The 21,613-nt window shown below is 36.0% G+C and carries 20 protein-coding genes; 11 read left to right on the top strand and 9 right to left on the bottom strand.

Features of this window, described 5'->3' with window-relative positions:
* Positions 1–39 precede the first annotated feature (39 nt).
* Complete coding sequence (locus MHI04_RS01825; RefSeq protein ID WP_036117844.1) at positions 40–750, top strand: Fe-S oxidoreductase; 711 nt, start codon at positions 40–42, stop codon at positions 748–750.
* A 59-nt stretch (positions 751–809) separates the two neighbouring features.
* On the opposite strand, the gene MHI04_RS01820 is transcribed toward MHI04_RS01825, so the two are convergent.
* Positions 810–1,493 carry a hypothetical protein gene (locus MHI04_RS01820; RefSeq protein WP_036117848.1) on the bottom strand — a complete coding sequence of 228 codons (684 nt, stop codon included), beginning with the start codon at positions 1,491–1,493 and terminating at the stop codon, positions 810–812.
* Positions 1,494–1,504: 11 nt separating this feature from the next.
* Complete coding sequence (locus MHI04_RS01815) at positions 1,505–2,617, bottom strand: dipeptide epimerase (protein ID WP_340809882.1); 1,113 nt, start codon at positions 2,615–2,617, stop codon at positions 1,505–1,507.
* Between the two features lie 80 nt (positions 2,618–2,697).
* Here MHI04_RS01815 and MHI04_RS01810 point away from each other — a divergent pair, with 80 nt between their 5' ends.
* On the top strand, positions 2,698–3,939 hold the full coding sequence (locus tag MHI04_RS01810; RefSeq protein WP_340809783.1) for a hypothetical protein: 1,242 nt from the start codon (positions 2,698–2,700) through the stop codon (positions 3,937–3,939).
* 62 nt (positions 3,940–4,001) lie between these two features.
* On the opposite strand, the gene nhaC is transcribed toward MHI04_RS01810, so the two are convergent.
* The 5 genes from nhaC to MHI04_RS01785 all read right to left on the bottom strand — a co-directional run bounded on the left by nhaC (position 4,002) and on the right by MHI04_RS01785 (position 8,898).
* Entirely contained in the window at positions 4,002–5,450 is a 1,449-nt protein-coding gene (nhaC, locus tag MHI04_RS01805; protein WP_340809782.1) for a Na+/H+ antiporter NhaC, read from the bottom strand.
* 282 nt (positions 5,451–5,732) lie between these two features.
* Positions 5,733–6,842, bottom strand: coding sequence for an amidohydrolase (locus tag MHI04_RS01800; protein ID WP_342535296.1), 1,110 nt, complete (start codon positions 6,840–6,842; stop codon positions 5,733–5,735).
* 205 nt (positions 6,843–7,047) lie between these two features.
* Entirely contained in the window at positions 7,048–7,191 is a 144-nt protein-coding gene (locus MHI04_RS01795; RefSeq protein ID WP_170829843.1) for a hypothetical protein, read from the bottom strand.
* A gap of 192 nt (positions 7,192–7,383) precedes the next feature.
* On the bottom strand, positions 7,384–7,932 hold the full coding sequence (locus MHI04_RS01790; RefSeq protein ID WP_036117859.1) for a superoxide dismutase family protein: 549 nt from the start codon (positions 7,930–7,932) through the stop codon (positions 7,384–7,386).
* A gap of 189 nt (positions 7,933–8,121) precedes the next feature.
* Positions 8,122–8,898 (bottom strand): 3D domain-containing protein, encoded by a 777-nt coding sequence (locus tag MHI04_RS01785; protein WP_036117861.1) that lies wholly within the window; start codon positions 8,896–8,898, stop codon positions 8,122–8,124.
* Positions 8,899–9,198: 300 nt separating this feature from the next.
* On the opposite strand from MHI04_RS01785, the gene MHI04_RS01780 reads away from it, so the two are divergent.
* Both MHI04_RS01780 and MHI04_RS01775 read left to right on the top strand, forming a co-directional pair.
* On the top strand, positions 9,199–9,378 hold the full coding sequence (locus MHI04_RS01780) for a YjfB family protein (protein ID WP_141905175.1): 180 nt from the start codon (positions 9,199–9,201) through the stop codon (positions 9,376–9,378).
* Between the two features lie 35 nt (positions 9,379–9,413).
* Entirely contained in the window at positions 9,414–10,565 is a 1,152-nt protein-coding gene (locus MHI04_RS01775; protein WP_271912197.1) for a response regulator, read from the top strand.
* 59 nt (positions 10,566–10,624) lie between these two features.
* On the opposite strand, the gene MHI04_RS01770 is transcribed toward MHI04_RS01775, so the two are convergent.
* Positions 10,625–11,641, bottom strand: coding sequence for a GGDEF domain-containing protein (locus MHI04_RS01770; protein WP_342535295.1), 1,017 nt, complete (start codon positions 11,639–11,641; stop codon positions 10,625–10,627).
* Positions 11,642–11,935: 294 nt separating this feature from the next.
* Here MHI04_RS01770 and MHI04_RS01765 point away from each other — a divergent pair, with 294 nt between their 5' ends.
* The 5 genes from MHI04_RS01765 (at position 11,936) to MHI04_RS01745 (ending at position 19,549) form a co-directional block, all read left to right on the top strand.
* A complete protein-coding gene (locus tag MHI04_RS01765) occupies positions 11,936–14,977 on the top strand; it encodes an ATP-binding protein (protein ID WP_342535294.1) in 3,042 nt (1,013 codons plus the stop codon).
* A gap of 137 nt (positions 14,978–15,114) precedes the next feature.
* The gene (locus tag MHI04_RS01760) at positions 15,115–15,804 is read left to right on the top strand and encodes a response regulator transcription factor (RefSeq protein ID WP_036117873.1); all 690 of its coding nucleotides are present in this window, start codon (positions 15,115–15,117) and stop codon (positions 15,802–15,804) included.
* Entirely contained in the window at positions 15,801–16,787 is a 987-nt protein-coding gene (locus MHI04_RS01755) for a sensor histidine kinase (RefSeq protein ID WP_036117876.1), read from the top strand. The genes MHI04_RS01760 and MHI04_RS01755 overlap by 4 nt, the downstream gene beginning before the upstream one ends.
* 169 nt (positions 16,788–16,956) lie before the next feature.
* Positions 16,957–17,718: an ABC transporter ATP-binding protein gene (locus MHI04_RS01750; RefSeq protein WP_036117879.1), complete on the top strand. Its 762-nt coding sequence runs from the start codon at positions 16,957–16,959 to the stop codon at positions 17,716–17,718.
* Entirely contained in the window at positions 17,708–19,549 is a 1,842-nt protein-coding gene (locus MHI04_RS01745) for an ABC transporter permease (protein ID WP_342535293.1), read from the top strand. The genes MHI04_RS01750 and MHI04_RS01745 overlap by 11 nt, the downstream gene beginning before the upstream one ends.
* 152 nt (positions 19,550–19,701) lie before the next feature.
* Here the strand turns inward: MHI04_RS01745 and MHI04_RS01740 are convergent, their stop codons facing one another.
* The gene (locus MHI04_RS01740) at positions 19,702–20,142 is read right to left on the bottom strand and encodes a DUF2269 family protein (protein WP_036117885.1); all 441 of its coding nucleotides are present in this window, start codon (positions 20,140–20,142) and stop codon (positions 19,702–19,704) included.
* Between the two features lie 172 nt (positions 20,143–20,314).
* Between MHI04_RS01740 and MHI04_RS01735 the strand changes: the two genes are divergently transcribed.
* Both MHI04_RS01735 and MHI04_RS01730 read left to right on the top strand, forming a co-directional pair.
* The gene (locus MHI04_RS01735; RefSeq protein ID WP_080717022.1) at positions 20,315–20,956 is read left to right on the top strand and encodes a YfbR-like 5'-deoxynucleotidase; all 642 of its coding nucleotides are present in this window, start codon (positions 20,315–20,317) and stop codon (positions 20,954–20,956) included.
* A 100-nt stretch (positions 20,957–21,056) separates the two neighbouring features.
* The gene (locus tag MHI04_RS01730; protein WP_342535292.1) at positions 21,057–21,569 is read left to right on the top strand and encodes a zf-HC2 domain-containing protein; all 513 of its coding nucleotides are present in this window, start codon (positions 21,057–21,059) and stop codon (positions 21,567–21,569) included.
* The last annotated feature ends 44 nt before the right edge of the window (positions 21,570–21,613 follow it).

The following is a 21,613-nucleotide window of genomic DNA, read 5'->3' as shown; positions in this document are numbered from 1 at the left end:
TAATGAAATTAACAGAGTTCAAAGGAAAAGAGGATTACCATGCCAGCTTTAACGATGGATCAAGTTCAACAATTAAATTCCTATAGCATCTACACAGCTGAACCTAAGCGGACTTTATTTACATTAGCTGATATACATAAAGATTTTTACCATCCTGATTTTTTGAACCTCATGATGGGTATAACAGATGCCGCAACAGAAACGGCCGCTATTTCTCATTTTGCTCGCCGCTATGGTATGTTCTTTGCTATGCAATTTTATATGCTTGCCGCTTATGATGAGGTATGGGATGGCAAGCCACTCGAATTACGTTTCGATGCTGCAAAGGAATTCAATAGCTTTACCGTTGCCATGTTCGCCAATCCAAATGATTGGCGTTATGTTGAGGAAGATGAACGTCAAGCGGTCATTGAGAAAATCCTTTATGATGGCCATGTGATTGTTCAACAGCTTCGTAAAGTAACATCGATTTCCCCTCTTACCATTTGGGAAAACTTCTTTGGTTATTTGCTATGGCACTATCATGTTTTGTTATCTAATCCAGGCTTGGCCGATCAAGCCATGGACGATATTGAAGCTTTAGAAAATCCAGAAACATGGGCACGCTTCTCAAATAAATCTTGGTGGGCGCAATATACAGGCTGTCAGAGCCCTACGAATTTAATCAATATTCCTGTTAGAAAATCTTGTTGTTTTTCTAAAGATATCCCTGGTTTAATGGCCTGTGGCTTTTGTCCAATGAAGAAATAATAGACTCTCGTAAAAAAGCCTTACCCTCCACCAATTTATGCGAAGGGTAAGGCTTTACTTTATTTTTCGTATACAACAAACCAATCATTGTTTTCTTCAAACATCCTCGTACCAAGAAAGCCTTGTTTTAGCAGTTGCTGTTGTGCGGCTGTATCCCCCATTGATATTATTTGTTTGTCAGTAAATACTGGGGACAATTCCTGTTGTAAGTCTTTATAGAAAATATAACGGAGCTTATCAACATATTTAATTTTCAAGCCTTTAATAACGAGATCTTGCGAAAATTTATCTTTTAAACTTGGTATATTATATGGCTTTACAGTGGAGCAAACATAATCATATTTTTCTAAATCAATCGCATTCATTACTACTGTAGCCAATGTTTTTTGTAAGCCATAACCTCGATATTTCGGTGAAACATTCGATATTTCTTGATATAAAACACGCTGAAATTCATTTTCCGTAATTCCACAATCATAGCCTAGATGTTCCTCATCAATAGGCGGATTTAACAGTGCTCGAAAGGCAATTAATTCGTCCTCTACATAAGCACCAATCATCATACCGTTGCCATTTAGAATATATTCAAATTCCTCTGTACTTAAAGGCTGCAAGATACTTTGATCTGCTAATGCTTCATAAACTTCAACCTGTAACTCCTCAATTTGTTGTAAATGCTGAGGTGTTAATTTTATGACAAAAAACGGCGTCTTATCAAGCATACCTTCATAAATCTTTTCCATATTACGCCTCCTTAGGCTGTTACAACAGTTGAGAACTTACATAGTTCCTGGATTACATCCTCATCCACTTCTACACCTAGCCCAGCCTGTTCATTTAAGCAAATAAATGGAACATCATAATGTAGATTCCCTACATCTTTAGAGAATTTTAGCGGGCCTGTTAATTCTACACTTGTCATAATTTTCTTAGAGAATGCTACATGAAAACCTGCAGCAGAGCCAACAGATGATTCTACCATGGAGCCAATTTGACATTCAATTCCCGCCATCTCTGCCATGACAGCTAGCTTCATCGCAGGGTAGATGCCACCACACTTCATTAACTTAATATTTACTTTATCAGCGGCACGCTTGGCAATAATTTCACGCATTTCACGTACACCACGAAGTCCTTCATCAATCATTAATGACACATCGGATTTTGATTTAATCTCAACCATTCCATCAATATCTTCACTATCTACCGGTTGCTCTAACCAATCAATGTTTAAATCCTTCATAGCACGTAAACCCTGTAAGGTAGTAGACGCATTGCCCCACCCTTGATTTACATCCACTCGGATAGCAATATCTTCACCTACACGTTCACGTACTGCTTTAATGCGTGCAACATCACGAGTTACCTCTGTGCCTACTTTCATTTTAAAAGAACGATAGCCCATTTCTACTCGATTAGCAGCCTCTTCTGCCATCTCTTCAGGCATCCCAATACTTAATACATGGGTAATTGGGAATTTGTCATGATAACGTCCACCTAAAAGTTGGTATACAGGGACTCCTAATGCTTTCCCAGTGATATCGAAGCAAGCAATATCAAGTGCTGCTTTTGCAGCTGGTACGTCTTTTACAATTTTATTCATTTTTTCGTGCAGCTTTTCAAAAGCCATTGGATTTTCTCCAATAACCGCAGGAGCAAGTTGATGTTTTAGCACAGCATATGTGCTTTCCCATGATTCCCCTGTTACATGCTCATCAGGAACTGCTTCCCCGTACCCCACAATACCTGTATCGGTAGTCACTTTTAAAATAATAGAAGGCATTGTATCATATGTAGCATAACTAATGATAAATGGATCAATTAGAGGTAAATGTATTGCAAAGATTTCTACTTGTTGGATTTTCATCATAATCAATCTCCCTTGTCGTTATATATGTCGTTAATACGTCGTTAAATATTTAAAAAAATAGAAAAGGAACGATGCCCATGTCTACCAAAATAGCGATTATTTGTTCTAAAGCATTTATGAATCGTATTATTAGTATCGCACAAAACATAGCCGATGTTCAATTAGAATTTTATCTTTACAACCACCCATCTGAAGCACCAACTTTAATGAAGCAAATTAAACCATGTGACGCACTGCTATTAGGAGGAACATTACCCTATTTACATGCCCAGTCATTACTTTCGGAAATCCCAATACCATGGAATTATATTAAACAAGATGAAACAGCCATTTCTACAACACTCTTATCACTAGTAGCCAAACATAGTGTAGCAATCGATAGAATTTCCATTGATGTCATGAATCCAGCATTCGTTTACAATGTTTTAACAGAAATAGAATATACTGGACCTAAGCCACATGTTCAGCATATATCGATTACAGAACCAACTGAACATATTTTACAGCGTCATATCACCTTGTGGAATGCCAAAAGTATAGAATTTGTCATTACAAGTATTCATAGTGTTTTCGATGAATTACAAGCACTTCACATACCCGCAATGCGTATGCTAGATACTACAAATTCTATTCTGCAATGTCTAGAAGAAACTAAATCCAAGTCATTACTAACCAAATCCGAAGCCTTTAAAGCCGTTGTCGGTCTATTAGAAATTCAGGGGGATTCTTCAATCGAATCAACTATTTTAAATCAAATTGCTAAGGCTACCTTTTCAACGTACAAGCAAATTGCTGCCCACACCTTTGAGCTCTACACAACCGCAGGTCATTTACAAAATGCACTAGAAAGGGAAAGCTTAGAAGAACTAATACAACAAATCGAACAACCATTTAAGCTAGCATTCGGTTATGGTTACTCCATTTTGGAAGCAACACAAAATGCACAGCAAGCTTTAACATTTACGAAGCCTTTCGAGATTTTCATTCTTGATGAACATAAAAATCTATTAGGACCTTTTCCGAATTCAGAAGGTAAAGTGTCTTTAAAAACAGATGATCCCTACGTTTTACAAATGGCCAAGCTAACAAGCCTCAGTCCATTAAATATCTCTAAACTAATCAATTTCAGCCATGATCGACAATCCGCACAATTTACATCACAAAATCTTGCTGAATATCTTCAAGTTACTCGACGAACAACCGAACGTATTATCAAAAAATTAGTTGATAATGGTTATGCAAACGTTGTCGGTGAGGAAATGACCCATCAACAAGGCCGCCCTCGTACCATTTATGAATTGAATTTTGCGACCTACTAAATGATGGCATCAAGAGAAAAAGCAATTCTCGTAGATAAACATGTATCTACGAGAATTTTATTTTAATCTGCAATCGCTACATTCTCAGAACTTTCTAGCTCTAATTCTTTTTTACGCTTCTCAGCTTCTGCTATTTCCTCTGGTGTTAATTTAACAATGGCAAATCCAATATATCCATAAATGATGGAGATAATAGGTACAGCAAAATTAAGAATGGCATATGGTGCGTACTCCATAGCACTTACACCTAAAGTGGCTAAAATAAATACACCACAAGTATTCCAAGGGAAGAAAACAGATGTTAATGTTCCCCCATCTTCTAATGCACGAGATAGGTTTTTAGAATGCAAACCACGTTGTTGATATACCCCCGCAAACATACGTGAAGGGACAACAATTGAAATATATTGCTCAGAACAAGTTGCGTTTGTTGTTACACATGCTGCAATAGTTGAAGCAATAAGACTTCCTGTAGATTTAGCAAACTTCACAATTACGTTCATAAGTGCTTTTAACATTCCTGAATACTCTAAAATACCACCAAAAGTCATTGCTACAATGGTCATTGAAACCGTATTCATCATTGAGTCTAAACCACCACGGTTAAATAAATCATCCACCATGTGATTACCTGTCGAGATTTCAAATCCAGCTTGCAATGCTTGTACAGCACTTGCAGCTGAACCACCTTGTACAAAAATTTGTAGTAAGAAACCTGAAACAATACCAATAATCAAAGCTGGAATTGCTGGCACCTTTTTAGCTACTAAAACAATAACACCCACTGGTACAAGTAATAGTAAAGGAGAAATGACAAAGCTTTCTTCCATCACTTTTAACGTTGTTAAAATTTCTTCTGATTTCATGGAAACATCTGCAAATTTTCTACCGAGAATTCCAAAAACAACAAGCGAAATAATTAACGCTGGAATTGTTGTATAAAGCATATGCTTAATATGCTCAAATAAATCTGTACCTGTTAAACCTGCTGCTAGATTCGTTGTATCTGATAGTGGTGACATCTTATCTCCAAAGTATGAACCTGAAATAACCGCACCAGCAATCATAGCCGCTGGAATACCCATACTTAAACCAATACCCATACCTGCGACACCAATTGTCGCCATCGTTGACCATGAACTACCAATAGCTAATGACACGATTGAACATAACACCATGATTGTCACTAAGAACCACGCTGGAGAAATTAATTTTAAGCCATAGAAAATCATCGTTGCTACGACCCCGCCGCCAATCCATGCCCCAATTGTCAAACCTACTAAAATAATAATGACAATGGCAGGTAATGCCAGTCGTATCCCCTTATACATCATTTCTTCAATTTCTGACCATTTGTATCCATGCATTTTGGCAACAATTGCTGCTACAGTTGTGCCAACAAGAAGAGGTACGTGAGGACTTTGCTCTAAAACAACTACTGTAATCAACATTGTAATAATCATAATTGCAAAAGTTAGTAGTGCCCAACCTGCATTAATATCCTTTTTCATTCTTCCATCCCCTTTTTTTGCACCAAATCCCATTTCGGTTTTTCAAAGACGCAAATAATTTTTTACGTTTTTTAGCTTAATATTCAAAAAATTAAAAGTCAACGCAAAAAATTTATGCCTCTCTAGCAAATCCCTTTGTTTTAGCGTAATAAAACGTTTTCAAGTAGCAATAAAAAGCAATGCAAACCCTTGAATATCCATACATTTAAGAAAATGTTCATGCAAAAAAAGCTATATGAAAAAATAAATTACATTTTTTCATATAGCTTAAAAATTATTTTTTTATTCAGGTTTTTTTTCTAATACACAAGCAAGTACTTTTGCAGCATCCATTAAAGCACTACGATCAAATGTCATCTTAGGATGATGTAATCCTGGCGTTAGGTTTGCCCCGATTCCAATCATCGCTGCTTTTAATTCTGGCTTTTTCACTGTATAGAAATGGAAATCATCACTACCTGGTGTCGTTATTTCATCCGCTAAATGTTCTTCACCTAAAGTTTCAATGATGGCAGCCTTCGCCATGTTTGCCGCAATTGGTGAAACTTCAGCACCTGGCGTAAAATCAACCCAATTCCAAGTCATATCAATTTCAAATTGTCGCTGTATTGATGTTAAACCAAACTCAATTTTGCTGCGTAGCAATTCGAGTTGTTGATTGTGTTGTGCTCGAATATCCATTGAAAAGCTAGCATTACCTGGAATAATATTTGTACTACCTCCATCTGCGATAATTTTCGTTAACTTCGCAGAATGTGGTTCAAATGGAGATAAATGAATACTGTGTAGCATTTGTTGCACAGCCATAATGACATCAATCGCATTTTTACCTTGGTGAGGTCTAGCGCCATGTGCATCAATGCCTTGAATAGTCCCCTCTAAAAAATAAGCTGCACCATGATGGATTGCTGGCGAAACTTTACCAAGTGGTAATTCTTCAATTGGTCTTAAATGGACTCCAAATAAATGTGTTACCCCATCAACCGCTCCTCGATCGAATGCTGCACATGCACCATTTCCTAATTCTTCAGCAGGTTGGAAAATGAAACGCACACGATGTTGCAATGGGCGATCCTTCAGTAGTAGTAATGCACCAAGAACCATTGTCATATTGGCATCATGTCCACAAGAATGATTCGCTTGCCATTTTCCATCAACTTCTTGCCATAAAGCATCGATATCAGCGCGGACTGCAACTATTTCTTCACCTGTTCCAATTTCAGCTATTAACCCAGGTATGTCACCTAGTAAACGATAACTAATCTGTAATTCATCCAGTATCGAAGCGATTTTCTTAGTTGTCTCGAACTCCTTCCAGCTTACTTCTGGATATTTGTGAAAATGATCAAACCATTGATAAATCGTTTCTTCTACTGTTAAAGCTTTTGACATAACTACACCTCTATACGCATTTTTGTTTCCCATTATACATGAATCTATTTCAGAAAAGTACATATGCCTTAAGACCTAACTAAAATAGTAAAGGGATGTATTTCATTATTATGCTCCTAACAAGCCGTTTATAAATAGAGGTGCAGAAAGTAATGGGCTATGTTAAAAGTTATCATCACTTTCAACATAGCCCATCAAATATTCATTATAAACTTGTAAAAAACCCTTCTGGATATTCTTCATAATGTACCTTCACCATTTGCTCCTCATTTTTTTCTTCCTCTTCATAGAAATCAAACTCTTGATCCATTAAATACGTTTCAAATTTTGAATTTAACAATTTCCCCATTGTATCACTCCTTATTTGATTGAATTTTCTGATAAAAGAATTATACAATAGTAATTTAGCAAAGTGCAATAAATAATACACATTATGCATTATAAATATAAAACTGATCTCATCATTAGATAGAACACCATTTTATTCCATATAATAAAAAACTGCATCTAATAATTATTAGATACAGTCTTCCACATCATTTTATTGAATTACACCGCAAGCAATTCTTGCTCCAGAATTACCTGCTGGATCTGTTTTATAATCGTCAGCTGATTCATGAATAACAATAGCACTGCCATCGCTATCTAATAACGAATTTGGTTGATCTTTTTGTAAAGTCAATCCCTCAGCTAGGAAATCTAAATCAACATTACCATCCTCACCAATCTCTAAATTTGGTAAATCCCCTAAGTGATAGCCGTTTGGATTTAATTTACCATGCTCTTTATTAGTTGGATTAAAGTGTCCACCAGCCGATTCAAATTTAGGTGGTTCACATTTCCCTACTTCATGAATATGAATACCATGTGTGCCTGGCGGTAAGCCAGTTAAGGCCAGCGTCATTCTAACGCCATTATCCTCTTCTTGAAAAAACGCATTCCCATAGCTTTCGTTATTTGCACCAATCACTTTTGCAGTAGCCGTTAAGGGGGACGTCGCATTTACAGGTAACTTTTCTTCTTTATTAAAGAAACTACAACCACCAACAAAAACTAATAAAGAAATGCCAATTAAACTTATTTTTTTCATAAAAAATTCCTCCTCTATTTCTGATGATTACCAACTTACCCAGTACTTATGCACAAAACAAATAAATACGACCTCCTCCTCTCCTAGGAAAAAGGAGTATTTTTAATCTCTGTACATCGTTTTTAGTATGAAATATTTTTGCTGAATCAAAAAAGGACTTCCCAAAGCTTGAGAAATCCCTTTTCATAGTTAATCTAAAATTTTTACTGTTACGTGTTTCACACCCCATTGGAGTGCTTGTCCTTCAGTAGGAATAAATACATCAATTTTATTACCCTTAATAGCTCCCCCTGTATCAGCTGCTATCGCTTCACCATAGCCTTCCACCCAAACTTTTGTACCAAGAGGAATAACTCTAGGGTCTACTGCAATGACTTTTAAGTTGGGATTAGATCTAATATCTGTGCCATTTGCGGTAATACCTGAACAACCTTCACAATAGGCCGTATATGCAGTCGCACGCATTGTCAATGTTTTACCAGAACCAGTTGCTGGAGCACTTGCCGGAGCACTTGCTGGTTTAGTTGTAGTCGTTGTAGCAGGTTTTGCAGCTGCAATTCCCTCAGAAGTTTTGGGCTTTGGTTTTGCAGCCGAAGCCTTAATAGCCAATGACTCACCAGCTAAAATTAAATCTGAACCAAGGTTATTCCATGCTTTTAGTTCATCAACCGTCACATTATTTGTACGAGCGATTGAAAATAATGTGTCACCGCCTTTGATGACATATTCATCTTCATTTGCCGACTCTGTTTTTGTTGTCGTGTCCTTCACTAAATCCAGCTCTGGATAGAACCACAACGACTCCATCTCATTTAGTTGCTGGAATTCTCCAACCGTTAAATTATAAATCTCAGGAATTGCCCATAGTATATTGCCTGGTGATTTGTCCTTCGCAGAGGAAGGACTTGCATACAGACTCAAACCAAAGGTCATCGCTACTGCTAAAGCTAATGCTTTTTTCTTCATGTTTAGTAATACCTCCATCATTTTATTATTTGTTGCAAATCTGCTGCTAGCACGCTAGAGTTGAAAGCTCTACTATGACAGCAACCATAAGTTTGCAAATTAATAACTCAGGGTTATCCGCCTGATATTAGGAATTATTACTATAAAAACGGAAAAATATACAATTTCAATTAATTTTTTAGTAATTCGCAGATTTTGAGGGTAAAAAATCTATAATTTTGTAGCACAGTTTCGGACTTTTTTATATTAGATATTTGCTATTTTTAGCCGATAAATAAAGAAAGGGGGGGGAATGTAGAAATGGAAATTAATTCACTCATGTCATCACAGCTGATGGAGCTTCAACAAACCGTACAAATGAGCGTAATGCAAAACGCACTCAATTTGAACACATCTACAGCTATTGAATTATTACAAGATCTACCTCAGCAAGTTCCTACACATCCATACAAAGGATCAAGAATAGACATCTCAGTCTGATAATGCAGCTATATTTAGCGGAAGGTGGTCCTTATATGATCCGGGTAATTGTGATGGACGATGAACCATTAGCTCTTGTTAATATAAAAAAACATTTAAATGCATTTGATGACATTGAGGTCATTGAAACGTTTACTACAGCAAAAGACTTACTGATAGAAGGACCTACCTTAGACTTTCAAGTAGCCTTTTTAGACGTTGAAATGCCAGGTATGAGCGGTTTAGAAGTTGCACAACTAATAAAAACATGGGACAAAAACATCTGTATCATTTTTGTAACTGCCTATCGAGACTATGCTGTTCAAGCATTTGATGTACAATCTCTTGATTACTTATTAAAGCCGATTTCGAAATCTCGCTTAGAAACGACGATTAATAGAATTCAAGAGCTGTTCCAGAAAGATCTAACATCAGCAGCTCAAACTCATCAAAAGCCTTCGCTTACGATCAGATGCTTTGGGGAATTTGTCGTTTCTTATGAAGAAAAAGCAATTCATTGGAGAACGATTAAAACAAAAGAATTGTTTGCCTTTCTTTTTTTACAGCTTCATATGCCAGTACCTCGTGATACCATCCTAGATACACTTTGGAGTGATACGGATATTAAAAAGGCAAGAGTCCAATTGCATACTACCGTTTCATACTTGCGTACAACGCTTTCATCGTATGGTTACTCTGATGTGATTGAATATACGAATGGCTGCTATATTTTGAAACTAGAGGATTTTCAATGTGATGCCCATGATTTGGAGTATATTTTAAATACTAAAGCAGAAACAGGAAGATTGGATATCGAGAAGGCGGAGGAGCTCATCCAAAATTATCATGGTGAGTTTATGGCGACATTGGACTATTCATGGACTGCTAGTAAAGCTAACTTAATGAATAAACAATTTACTCAATTACTCGATGAATTGATTCATTATTACACTAAAAACCGGAATTTTAAAAATAGAGAACGTTCATTATTGTTAGCTTTAGAGTTAAATCCATATTCCGATAAAACTGTTCAGCTATTAATTCGGCATTACACTGAGATTGGTAATCGTGCTGAAGCCATAAAAATGTATCATTCTTTTAATAGCCTTTTATTGTCAGAATTAAATGTATCACCCACTCAGGAGACAACAGACCTTTTTCAAAATGTTGTACAGGCACAAGCAAAGGAGCTTGAAAAAAGTATATAACCCATCATGTTGAGGATAGGAAAAAGCATGCTAGTGTACAGTACTAGCATGCTTTTACATTATTTAACAATCATTTGTCTCATATTTCTAACTACACATAAACAGTTACGTCCTGATTGTTTAGCTTTATACAAAGCATGGTCTGCAATTTCTATCAATTGGTTAGGACTCTGGATATTTGGTGTAAAAGCCGTAATTCCAGCAGACATGGTTACGGGTCTACCACATGCAGTTTCTTGTAAGGCTTGCTTAATCCGTAGACTTTCTGCTAATTGTACAGCATCATCTATGTTCATTGAAGGCAGGATGACCATAAATTCTTCTCCGCCATATCTAAAGCAAAAACCTTGATCCCCCACACTGTTTTGCATATTAATAGCAAAGGCTTTTAAAACTTCATCCCCTACTGTATGACCATATGTATCATTTATACTTTTAAAATCATCTAGATCTATTAAGATGATGGCATGCGGAACCTTATCTACAATCAATTCATGTAAAGTTTGATCCATTCTTCTGCGATTAGGGATTCCTGTTAATGAATCTAAGTTTAATTGCTCTGTTAAATCAGAAATTTTACTTTGCGAGCAAATCACCATTTTTTGTACATTGTTTTTCAACAGCTTTGCTTCATAATACCAATCAGCAATCTCCTCAGTCTCCTGGCCCTCTTCACCTACTTCAATTTTTGTTGAAAGATCTTTTAGAGGCTGTGTAATTTTGATAGCTAACCATATAGCTAGGCCCAATACAGCTGCTACAACTATGATGATTGGGACAATAATTTTCTTAAAAAACAAACTAAAAGAAACCATTCTTTCATCAAGTAAAGTATCAACTACTTGTTCCATATACGGTTCTAATGAATGATCATTTGTCTTAGCACCTTGTAAATAGTCTTCCGTAATTGTAGAGACTTCCTTTACATAGATTTCTTGCATGTCTGTTTTATTTTCCTTCAAAATTTCATTAAAATTTCGATAGCTACTCCAAATACTAATACTAGATGTCGCGAGTACAACGACAATCGTCATACTAACAATAAGAAACGATAACTTTAACTTGAATTTACCCACAATAGATCATTTCTCCCATTGAGATGATTTTTTCGTTAAATCTTATCTATGTTTCAACTCAAAATTTAATATATTTATTCAATCATCATAAGCCATATCTCTTAAAGAAAACTTAAAAACTAATGAGATTTTACTTTTTTTCAGATTAATAGGAAAAAATCGATAGTACTACGACCCCCATATAGTTCTATTTATATAGGTTTAAAGTATTCTTTTACACCCCTTCATATTTCCTTTTTTCCAATTCCATGGCATGGTAGATGAAGTTATTTAAGAAATACATTAGGAGGGAAAATGGCTGTGTTGAGAAAAACGACTATCCGACATCTACTTATTATAATTGCCATTTTTATAGTCCTTACTTCTTTACGATTGCTATGGTTAAACTACTTCCTGCCCTCTAATCATCAGCCTAGTGCCCAAGGTGGTATTGTAGATCTGAACAATCAGGACCTTTTGAATGAAGAAGTTCTTTCTTTAAATGGCGAATGGCTCTATTCCCCTGGACAGTTCGTCAATCCTGAAAATAAAGGAAGTAGTCAAAAGACCAATATCGAGGACCATACTATCCAAACTCTTCCTACACTAAAAGGCGGGAAAACAATTCACCCCTACGGCACTTATCAACTAAAAATTCTGCTACCTAATCTTGCAGATAACAGCCGATATGCCATTCGTATTCCTGCTATCTCAACCGCCTCTTCCTTGTATATAAATGGCGAACTTGTAGGACAGTCAGGTAAAGTGGCAGATAACAGGCAGGATCATAAAGGGCAAGCTGCACCCTACACAGTTTATTTTACAAATACGCATTCTGAAATTAACATCATGCTTCATGTATCTAATTTTGATACATCTAAAAGCCCAATTATTAATAAAAGGATTTCATTTGGCACTGCGTCAGCGATGACTCATCATCAATTAATTACAGGTCTATCTCTTTCAACAATTGTCGTTATGCTAATACTGTTTGCTCTTTTTAGCATACTTGTATTTCTGTTCATCTATAGGAAACCTATCGTTTTACTATTTACATTTGGCTTTCTACTACCCTTGGCAGATGAATTAATTACGTTTGATCGCTCTCTGCTAGATTGGTTGCACCTTGATTATGTATGGTCCTATAAGCTTTCTTCTATTATTTTTCTCGGAGCCTCTTTTTTCTTTGTTCAATTTATGAGAGTCCTCTTGGTTAAATATCACAGCACTAAAACATTTCAATGGATTGTTGCCTTTTATGTACTAGACGCTGTATTCATTATAATTTTACCAATGTCGTGGCTGGTACCTACTAAAATGATTTTCTTTGTACTTTATCTAGTGTCCTTTCTCTACGTCGTGGTACTGGCTCTTAGAGAGTATTTAGAAAACCAAAAAAGGAGCTCTGCTTTTATTGCTCTAACAGCTGTTGGTACAACAAACGGTATTTTATGGGGATTAATCAAATCTATTTACGTATTTGACATACCTGTTTATCCATTTGATTATTTATTTGTTATGCTCGGTTTTTCTAGTTATTGGTTTAGACGTTTTCATGAGAACTCCCAGCAAATCCAAAAGTTAGTCGCAAAACTACAAAAGGAGGATACTTTGAAAGATGAATTTCTCACAAGTAATGCACAGAAACTGTGGAGTCCGATGAATAGGATGATTACCCTAGGTCAGTCTATTTATGATAATCCGAAGAATAGACTTGTAGCTGAAGATCATCGAAATCTTAAACATCTGATTGATATAGGGAGAAGTATGTCCTTCACATTAAACGACATACTGGACTATACCCGCTTAAAAGAGGGTAATTTACATCTTCATACACAAAGTGTAAACCTTCAAGGTGCTGTTTATGGGGTCTTTGATATGCTTCGTTTTATTATAGACGGAAAGCAAATACATATGGTATCATCGGTACCTCGAAATTTCCCAAATGTGTTAGCTGACGAAAATCGTCTTATTCAAATCCTTTTTAACCTTTTGCATAATGCGCTAAAATATACAAGTGAAGGCTCTATAGAAATTACCGCTCGTGAGGAACAGCATATGGCCATTATCCACATTCGTGACACTGGACAAGGAATGGACGATTTTGTGAAAAGTCTTGTGTTTACACCTTATGAACAAGGTCAAGAACATGATGAAGGCATTGGAATTGGGCTTCTCATTTCAAAAAAACTAATTGAGTTACATGGTGGTACGATGCATATACAATCTGTTCAAAATAAAGGATCAGACATTTATTTTACATTACCGCTTGCAGATGAAAGTAAACAGAGCGAACATACATCCTACATGTTTCAAGATAATACTCAGTTACCAACTATAGAACAAGGGCTGTCCACAGTATCAGAAAAGCATTTCAGTATTTTAATGATTGATGATGATCCTACAAATTTAACAACGATGAAAAGTATATTTTCGAAGTCTGAATACAAAGTTACTACTGTTACAAGCAGTGAGAAAGCTTTAACGCTCATTCAGCAAGCCTCATGGGATTTAGTGATTGTGGACGCAATGCTGCCCTATATTTCAGGCTACGCTGTAATCGAAAGAATACGAAAACAATACTCATTGCTCGAATTACCTATCTTATTACTAACAATAAGAAAGCACCCTGAGGATGTTTATACAGGCTTTGCCTATGGGGCCAATGATTATGTAACAAAACCTATTAATGCATTAGAGTTAAAAGTAAGAAGTCGCGCCTTAATTGATTTAAAATACAGTATTCAACAACACTTACATTTGGAAAGTGCCTGGCTTCAAGCTCAAATCCAACCACATTTTTTATTTAATACGCTCAATACGATTGCTTCTCTTAGTACCATTGATACTGATAGAATGATTGACTTAATGCACCATTTTGGTGAGTATTTACATGCCAGCTTTGATGTTCGTAATCTTCAACGAGTTGTACCGCTAGAGCACGAGCTCGAGTTAGTTCACTCTTACCTTTACATTAAACAACAGCGATTTGGGGAATTAATTCATATTGAATGGGATATTGATGAAAATATAGAAATTGAAATACCCCCCATTTCTTTACAGACTTTAGTTGAAAATGCCATTCGACACGGTATTTTAAAAAAGACAGAAGGCGGTACTGTTTGTATCCGTATTAAAGATTACACAACTTATATAGCCATTAGCGTGATTGATGATGGTGTGGGAATTAGCCCTAGTCTATTAGAGGAATTACAAGCAAATCACGAAACTGCATGCTCTGGTATAGGTATACGAAATACGGATTTACGCCTTAAAAGAATTTATGGTCAGCGATTACAAATTCAAAGTACAGTCAATCAAGGCACAAATGTAACCTTCCATATTCCCAAAAAATAATAAATAAGAGTCATTACATCCTCTTTCCGAGTTTGGAGTGGCTCTTATTCCTTATTTCAAATTACAATTCTTCTATAGATTTAAGGGAATCAGGGTACATTATACATATAGAATGAAGAAAGGAAGGATCGATAGATATGTACAAAATATACATAATAGAGGACGATGTAAATATTGCTTCACTAATCGTTGAGCATTTATCCAAGTACCAGTATGAATGCTATCCTGTCCAACAATTTCAGCACATTATCGAAGAATTTAATGCCATTCAACCCCATCTAGTCATTATGGATATCAATCTCCCAACCTATGATGGCTATTTTTGGTCACGAAAAATTCGTCAGCTCTCAACCTGCCCCATCATCATTGTTTCTGCCAGAGTAAATGATATTGATCAAGTATATGGTATTGAAAATGGGGCTGACGACTTTATCACGAAACCTTTTTCATTAGACGTCTTTATGGCAAAGGTTAATGGATTACTCCGACGCACATATGGTGAATATGCTTCAACCGAAACAACTACCATGACCATAGCTAATACTACATTAAATCCAGATACAGTTCGTCTTCAGGCAGAAGGTAATGAGAGCCTGTTAACATTAAAAGAAATGCAGCTAAGTAAGCTATTATTTGAAGCCTATCCCAATGTTGTGCCTCGTCAAAAGCTACTAAGTGCTATCTGGGATGATGAAGCCTTTGTAGAGGAAAATACATTGTCCGTGAACATTGGTCGACTACGTAGAAAAATGGAAGCAATCCACTCACAACTTGAGATTAAAACCATTCGTGGTCTAGGTTATCAATTAGTGGAGGAAGGTAAATGAAGCTATTCTTTCGAGAACATCTAAGCATTCTTATTCTCTATGGCATAAGCTTTCTGCTATTACCTTGGATTATTCATACTTTAGATGACCTTGCGTCACACTATGGCTACTTTATCTTTCTTGCCAGCTTTCTGTTTAGTATATGGCTACTAGGTCGTTATTATCGTAGACGAAAGTTTTATAAGCATCTACAGAAAGATATCCACACACAGGAGGATCTTCATCTGTTTGAACCACGTGCACCAATTGAACAAGTTTATAGCGAAAGATTGAGACAAATACAGTATCTATTTTTAACTCAGCAACAACAATTAGACGAACAAGCACAAGAAAAGCAATTGGTTCTATCACATTTTGCACATCAAATGAAGACGCCATTATCTGTTATTCAATTAATTGTTCAATCCGCATCCAACAAAACTACTGAAGAATTACTACAATGGCAAATCGTTAATAAAGAATGCGATAAACTGACATTTACACTTAATCAGCTATTAACGTATGAGCGCACATCTCATTTAGTAGCCGATTTAAAAGTTGAACCCATTGTTTTAAAGGAACTAGTGCAGGAGGTCATCAATGATTTGAAGGATTACTTTATCATGAATGACATTTTTCCAAAAATGATGCTTGCTGAAAACCATATTATTTATTCAGATCGAAAATGGTTAAAAATTGTACTTTATCAAGTGTTCAATAACGCCATTAAATATAGTGACATAGCAAGCACAATTCAAATTCATTATGACAACGCCACTTTACACATAAAAAACTATGGTGAAACAATCCCTACTAGCGAAATATCACGAGTGTTTGATTTATTTTATACGGGTATGAAGGGGCGAACGAGTGGCGAAGCAACAGGTATAGGATTATATTTAGTGAAAAAGATATTAACTACATTAGATCACCCCTTCACTCTTCAATCCTCTGACCGTGTTACGACTTTTTCCATAAATTTTTCAAACAGCCAAAAAAAATAAACATAGGAACTGTGTCAGCCAAGAGGGCTTTTTCTACTATGACGTCATCCTTTTTCAACATGAACGAAGATGACAACTTTGTCATCTTCACGTCATCAAGCGAAATAGGTTATATCCCGCTCCTTTTTTATACTAAAGTTATCTAATGATCATAAAGGAGTTGTTTCAAGTGGGGAATACAATACTTCAAGTAACCAATTTACAAAAAGAATATATCGGTGAGCTCACATATAAAGCGTTAAACGGAATTGATTTTCAGCTAAGTCAACAGGAATTCGTAGCTGTCATGGGTCCTTCTGGTAGTGGAAAAACAACATTTTTAAATAGTGTATCTACTATTGATCGGCCTACTGCTGGTGATATCATCATCAATAATAGAAATCCCTATGTCTTAAATGATGAAGAACTCGCCCAGTTTAGACGCTCTGAACTAGGCTTTGTTTTTCAAGATTTTAATCTTGTGCATACACTAACAGTGAAAGAAAATATTTTATTGCCATTAACATTAGATAGCTTTCCTGCACCCAAAATGCGTCAGCGCTTAAAGCATGTCGCTCAATTTCTTGGTATCGAGGAACTGTTACCTAAACGTATTTATGAAATTTCAGGTGGACAAAAACAACGAGTAGCCATAGCTCGAGCTGTTATTCATGAACCTAGCCTATTGTTAGCAGATGAACCTACAGGAAATCTAGATTCAAAGGCGGTCAATGATGTGATGAACTTATTTACCTCCATTAATCACGAGCTCAAAACAGCTATTCTCATGGTGACCCATGATCCTTATGTAGCCAGCTTCGCCAATCGAATTATTTTTATGAAAGATGGCAAGTTGTATAATGAAATACATCGTGGCAACAACCGCAAGCAATTTTACCAAGAAATAATGGACACGCTTGCTTTTTTAGGTGGTGGGCATCATGAGCTTTAATCACATCGTCCTTCAAAATATTTTACGGGACAAATGGACATACGTTTCTTATTTCTTAAGTAGCATGTTTTCCATTATTATTTTCTTTTTATTTTCTGTGATCGTCTTTCATCCAAGTCTGAAAAGCTTAGACCCCGATTCGACACTTGGTATCTCACTGATGTTAGCTAGTATGCTCGTTTATTTATTTTCTTTTATTTATATCACCTATTCAATTATGGCGTTTTTACGCAAGAAGACCAAAACGCTAGGAATATTTATGATTACGGGAGCTTCCATGAAGCAAATTCGTAAGCTTGTATTCCGAGAAAATTTGTTAATTGGCATTTTAGCTATTCTATTTGCGATCGTTCTCGGACTTGTCATTACGCCACTTTTTTTAATGGGGGCCAAGGTTGTTTTAAAGGCAGAAACGTTTGGTATGTACATCCCTCTACAAGCAATTGGCTTAACGATTGGTTTATTTCTGATTTTATTTGTGGTGATATCGACAGTCATAACGAGGTTCATTAATAAAGAAGCATCTATTCAGCTCTTAAAAAGTGATACGATTATCGAAAAATCCATTAAGCCGCATTATGTGTTGTTCATTTTAAGCATAATGATAACTGGTATATTAGCGTACTTCTTAAAAACCGAGCATGCCATTGTAGACACGCTAGGTATTCTCTATTATCTGTTATTTTTCACTAGTATTCTTTGTACAATTCATTTAGTCATCGCACAGGGCTTGAGGCTATTTTTAAAAATATTTGAAAGGTCCCCTGCCTATCTTCGTAAAACGAATATGCTGTTGGCATCCAATTTAAATGCAAAAATGAAATCACATGCAAATATGCTGTTTCTAGTCACTATCCTATTAAGCGGTGTCTTTCTATGCACTAGCATTTTATTTAGCTCTTATTACAATGTAAAAAAGGATAGTGAAGAAAATTACCCGTATAGCTTTCAATACATTGCTGATCCAAAGGCTGACGACAATATGGTAAAGGCTGATCTTGATTATCTTGAAAATAATCTATCATCGGTTCGTGCACAAAAGTTTTTTATTGAATTTAAATCAAATGAGGATCAACGCATTGGCTATATGGCATTATCGGATTATAACCTGTTACAACAACAGGAAAATGTCCTACATCAAAATGAATTTATTGCTGTAGCAGGAAGTCGAGGTGTAGCGACTATAACAGACAATGCCAGTGACCCGTATATAAAGTTGTTCAAACTTACTAAAACGATTGAGCAAAATCTGCTATCTACTGGTTTCCAGCATAGTTATTTCATTGTACCTGACAGCATCTACCAAGCCATAGACTACCCAGTTTATAAAACCTATATTTATGAGCTAGACAACTGGGCTGCCCATATAGAATTGGCGAATATAATTACTAAAAACATACCATCTCTACCTGGAGAACGTTATGTTACTTCCAAAATTGATTTGTATGACACGGAGATGTTTATCAAAAGCGTCATGTTCTTTATAGGCTCCATGTTAAGTTTAATTTTCTTAAGTGCTGCCATGAGTATACTGTATTTCTATTTGCAAACTACATTACTACAGGAGAAGGAAAAGTATATTGGCATCCGTAAGCTAGGGCTTTCCAAAAAAGAATTAGCTACCGTTATTGCCAAAGAGTTAGCGATCCTTATATTTGTGCCGTTCACTATTGCCATTATGCTATTGCTGACGACATTATTGTCTATGCGTACAATGGTCTCTACGGCATTTTTACAGGTTTCCATGGCTAGCTCTTGCTGTTTCTTTGTGCTTTTCCTCATTAGTTACCTATTTATTCGTAAAAGCTATTTTAAACGCCTTGTAAGCTAAAAAGGCTGGACCATAACTTCGGCCATCATGCAATCTAGATACAATTAACAAATAGATATACGCAGAAAACCCGAACTATGACAAAACACTAATTATGTTTTGTCAAATAGTCCGGGTTTTATTGGCTAATATCTTTTTGTGCCATGCTCTTTTTACCAGAAAATCGGCTTTGCTACCATTAACCAAAGCATGATAAGCAATAATAAAATATACATCCATGTTTTACGCTGTAAAAGAGAAACAAATTGTTGTTGATTATAAGAAGGCGTATTAAATGTACGTAACGTCGGTTTAAACGCTCTAGCTAAAAATACAATGGATGCAAACATCACAAGGAAGGTCATGACAATCCATGAAGTATTCCAATGATAGCCTGCATACCACATTAGCAAAATACCTGAGGCTACTAGGACATGTCCTGAATGTTTAACAATAGCAATAGCCCCTTTAAACGCTTCTATATATGGTGGCATTTCATCATTGGAAGCTGTGCGCATTTTTTTAACAATCGTTAACACAACGAACAAAGGCCCAATCGAAAGAACGGCACTTAAAATATGTATATAAAGAAGAAGTGTATAAATGGAAAACATGATGTGTACTCCCCTTTTCATCAGTCCTCTACATTATAGCACCCAACCTAAGTCTACTTTATCAGCAATTGTGAATCCTTTGTAAACACAGCTTGAATCATTGTTAATTTGTTTGAAAACTGCACAAAGAGGGTATTGTTTATAGTAACATGCACTTATAAAACAAAAAGGAGTGATTTTTATAGGAATTCATCAATTTTTTACAAACCTTAATGACTTAGAGCGTATCATTCGCTGCCCTGGTCGCTTCAAGTTCGAAGAGCATAATGTGGCTGCCCATTCTTGGAAAGTCTCACAATACGCCATGTTCTTCGCAACATTAGAAGAAATGAATGGAGCAGAAGTGGATTGGAAGTCCTTATATGAAAAAACCATCAACCATGACTTTGCTGAAGTTTTTATTGGAGATATAAAGACCCCTGTCAAACATGCGAGTCCAGAGCTAAAGCAAATGCTAGCACATGTGGAAGAAAAGATGATGGAAAAATTTATTATCAATGAAATCCCACAAGAATTTCAGGCTATATTCTTTGAACGGATGAAGGAAGGTAAGGACAATACGTTAGAGGGGCGTTTGCTCGAATTTGCGGATAAGCTCGATCAATTTTATGAAGCTTTCGCTGAATTAAAGCGTGGCAATACTGACAAAGAATTTGTCTATATGTACCAATCAGCCCTTTCAAAGCTTTTGGCGATTCCACTTGAAGCAACAGTGCAATATTTCCGCACAGAAATTTTAAAGGATGCAGTAAAGGAAAAAACGCATATCGATATTCAAGCCTTAACAGATGAAGTACTAAAGCCAAATAAATAAGATGCATGTACAAGTTTTCCGATTGAAAAATTCACGGAAGGCTTTTTTTATTTTCTAAAAAAAATCGTATAATGAGAGGACATGGATTGGAGGGAAAGTATTGTCACAGGAATGCTCGATTGTAGAAGATTTAATACCTCTTTATAAAAAACAAAAGCTCCAAGCACCGACGATAGAATTTGTAGAACAACATCTAACAACTTGTCAGCAATGTCAGCGGCTAGCCCATTCACAGCCAACTCAAGATGAATACTTACCCATGAAAAGAACATTATCCTTTTTTCACATCATATTTATTGTGTTATCTTTTATGTTTGCCATTAATTCATCCTTACTCGGCAATCAAAAGGGCTTTGTTATCTCATATGCACTTTTCGGTTGTCTTTCTTACCTTTTCTATAAAAACATCTGGATTGTCTTTATCATAAGCTCCGTGCCTGTATTTGTTTGGGCTATCCTTAATAATCTAAATAATGGGCTCTATATTACAACCTATTCCTTCGCAGAAATAGGAGCACTCGTGATTGCAGCCGGCTACATCGCTCTTTTACATACAATTTTCGCCTTATTAGGTGCTGCTTTTGCCATTCTACTACGTAGGGTTTTTCAATAAATAGTTATACAAAAAGCACCTTAAACTGATTTCTAAAGTTTAGG

The organism is Lysinibacillus sp. FSL K6-1151, from assembly GCF_038630755.1.
Classification (GTDB): domain Bacteria; phylum Bacillota; class Bacilli; order Bacillales_A; family Planococcaceae; genus Lysinibacillus; species Lysinibacillus fusiformis_D.
Note: the sequence above shows the minus strand (reverse complement) of the source record. Positions and strands in the feature narration are given on the sequence as shown.